Source organism: Corynebacterium flavescens (assembly GCF_008693105.1).
In the GTDB taxonomy this organism is placed as follows: Bacteria; Actinomycetota; Actinomycetes; order Mycobacteriales; family Mycobacteriaceae; genus Corynebacterium; species Corynebacterium flavescens.
On the sequence record NZ_VXKK01000011.1, the window covers coordinates 1 to 3,576 of the forward strand.

1 protein-coding gene is annotated in these 3,576 nt (G+C 52.9%); it reads left to right on the top strand.

Features of this window, described 5'->3' with window-relative positions:
- Positions 1-147 precede the first annotated feature (147 nt).
- Positions 148-3,249, top strand: coding sequence for a DUF5979 domain-containing protein (locus tag F4V60_RS12860; protein ID WP_141256100.1), 3,102 nt, complete (start codon positions 148-150; stop codon positions 3,247-3,249).
- Positions 3,250-3,576 lie beyond the last annotated feature (327 nt).

Here is a 3,576-nt window from a genome sequence, read left to right on the forward strand (position 1 = left end):
CCGGAAGACCAGCCCTCTACGACAACGCTATCCCAAACGAATACAACCACAACCTAGGAATCCGCAAAGGCTGGCCCGGCACCTAACCCCGACACGCCCGCAGACACACTTTTTGCTCCTTAGCCCGAAATCAACTACACCTCATGCTTGACGGGAGACACCATTCCGGATGAGGGGACGAAGTATCCCAACGATGCCAAAGTAAACAATGAGCCGGCTGGTGTGACTCCAACAGCTCCGGAATCCAAGAACAGCAAGACTGGTTCTCTGAACACGACTGCGGTCAACGTTAACGGAGAGCTTGAGCCCGCTGGAACCACGCTTAACTGGCTAATCAAGATGCCGGGCTATGACATTGAGCAGCTAAAGGAAGTTTCAGTTGTAGACACGCTTTCCGATACTCAGAAGGTTTGCGGCGATAGCGGCGATTTGAAGAAGCGCCTTAATCTCAATGTTTACAAGAAGGCATATCCAGTTGAGGGAACTGCCGAGTCTCTGACAGATAATGTAACTGTTAAACAGGACGGTCAGCAGCTCACGTTTGACGTGAAGAATCCTGGCGATGAGAATTTCTCGCGTGCCTGGACCTACTACGTTGAGTACACCACTTGTACTTCCTCTGGCGGGCAAGATGCCAAAGGGACCAAGTACACCAATGATGTTGAGTACAATGGAGTATCAGTGCCCACTGGAAAAGCAGAGATGAATTGGGATGCTGGTGGCACAGCCTCTGGCGTCTCCCGTGGTTCTTTTGCTTTGGAGAAAAAGAAGGCAACCGATTCCAAAGATTTCTCGCCTAGCGCTGAATTCACAGTCAAGGTTGAGGAGTTCGCGCCTGGCAAAGACTTGGACAAAGATTCGCCGGACAATACCTATGACATCAAGGTTAAGGCAGACGGTACGCCTGTCAGTGGTCACTATGCCCGTGGCAATGGGTGGAAGATCCGTTTGACTGAAACCGGCTTCCCGAACAATAGCGGTGTCCTGTGGGATAAAGGCACTTTCGTAACTAGCCCGGGTGTGACTGTTGATGCAGAAGGACGGGCAGTTGTTGAGATTAAGCCCAAGTCCAATGTTTCAGTGACACTCAATAACAAGGCGAAGCTTGGCGAGCTTAAGGTTAAGAAGGTCGTCGTAGATAATACGAATGGTGCCGTTCCTGCCGATGAGAAGTTCGAAGTGACGGCCTTCATTGATGAAGACGGCGACGGTCCGGAAGGCGCAGATACGAAGCACTACACACTCAAGAACGGTGAAGAATGGACCCTAAAGGATCTCCCCATTGGGGCAGTGGTTACTTTCTCCGAGAAGCTTCCAGAGAATACTGATTCTGTAACTTGGGCAAAGCCCATTTTTGATCCTGCGCAAATCGTTGTTGGTGGTTCGACAAGCGGCCGGATCGTCACTCTGACGAACACCGCAAACAAAACTCAAGGGACTTTCAGCATCACGAAACAGGTGTCTGGTCCCGAGGCCAATAATCCGAATGTCCCCGGTGAGTTCAAAGTCATCGCCTCTTGGGGCGAGGGGAAGTCAAAAGAGCTTACGGTCAAGAAGGAGGTCCTCACACCATTTGGTGAAAACCTTCCTGGTGGAACAGAAGTGACGCTTTCTGAGATCGTTCCGGCAAACGGCAACGGCATTGCTTGGGGTAGTCCCTCATTCTCTGGCGACGGAGTGTCCAATGTAGTGGGCGGTAAAACGACTGTCACCATTGGTAAAGACGTGCGAATCGTCACCGTCGAGAACTTTGCCAATAAGAACACTGGCACCCTTCAACTCACCAAGGCCGTTTCTGGTGAGGCCGCAACGGCTGTAGGGAAGGACGTTGAGTTCAAGGTACAGGCGCGGTGGGAAGAGGGTAATGACTACAAGTACGAACTTCTCACTGTCAAGAACGGAGAAACGACTAAGCTTCCACAGGAGCTACCAGTTGGTACTAAAGTAACTTTCACTGAGCTCGATCGACCGGACGTTGAAGGCGTCGAGTGGGGGCCGATCATTTGGGGCGAGAACCCCACGTGGCTAGTTCCTAACGCAGATGGATCGGCAACGGGTATCGTTTCCGATGATCCGGCTGACGGCCGAATTATCACTCTTAAGAATGAGGCGCTCTGGAAACCCGGTGCTATTTCTTTCGAGAAGAGGATCGTGACCTCTGAAGGTGATGAGTCGGTAGCGGAAGCCGTCCAGAATAAGACTCTCCCTGACACCGTCGAGTTCAAGGTAGAGATTGCGAAAATAGATTTGCCTGCCGGCAAGACTTTGCCTGAGAACGCAGGTATCGCAGTTGGCGATACCCTGGCTCTTAACAAGGGCAACGAGTGGGTCTGGACTTCAGATAAGGTTCTGCCGAAGGGCACGAAGGTGACCTTCGACGAAGTTACGCCGGAGAATCTGCCAGGCGTTGACTGGGGTAAGCCTCTCTTCGATTCCGACACTGTCGAAGTTGGCGCTGACGAGACTGCCGTAGTGAAGATCAAGAACACGCCAATCCCGACCACCCCGGTGGACGTGGACAAGTCTGTCACTGGCCCCAAGGGCAAGGAAGTTGAGAAGGATAAGTCCTCTACCTTCCAGGTGAAGGCTACGTGGCAGGTTGAGGGTCAAGGAAAGTCCTGCATCTTCAACGTTGTTCCTGGTAAGTCCGCTGTTCCAGCTGAGGGTTGCCAAGCCACCGTCGACAAAGACGGCAAGGTCTACTTCCCCCGCAACACCCCGATCACTTTCGAAGAGGTTGGTCAGAAGACTGACGTCCCGAACGTGAAGTGGCAGGAGGTCCTCTGGACCATCGCAAAGGGCAAGGCTGACATCACGGTCAATAAGTCCGAGGATGAAACCAAGGCTCCGACCGCTACCGTGACGATCACTGGCGACAAGGATGTCACCATCGGACTTGAGAATAAGACCAGCTCCAATGGCCTTATCATCATCCCAATTCCGATTCCGCTTCCTCCGTTCCCCGGTGGTTCTTCCAACCCCCCGACCCCGAACACGCCGGTAACTCCTGGCACCCCGGTAACCCCGGGTAAGCCTGGCGAACCGACACCGGGTAAGCCTGGTCACCCAGGCAAGCCCCTGCCGCAGAGCCCTTCGAAGTCGGACCAGGCGCAAAGCGCCAAGGGTTCTTCCTCACAGAAGGGTCTTGCTCGCACCGGTGCGAACGTAATCTGGCTGGCTGGTGGAGCACTGCTTCTTCTGGCTGCCGGTGCATTCCTGATTACCCGTAACAAGAAGCGCAATTCCTGAGGCTTCTTGACCTGCTGTTAATCAGTACCAAAGGCGGAGGTTGAAATCACTTTCTTCGTGATTTCAACCTCCGCCTTTTTGCGTTCCACCCCTTGTAGAAAAATTGACAGCTTATGTTCGAATAATTAATGGCTCTAGGATTTCGGTGGATTTCTTACCTATTATCTTCACATGACACAAACTGAGCACGAAGAAGATTTGGGTTGCGTCCAATAGTGTGGTGTACAGCTACCGCCTGGTGAACCCCCCCTTGCCGACCAGCAAGGAGACCACCGCGGTACCTTTCGACTCAGCTCCTACACATCCTCGAAAGGACACCAACGATGG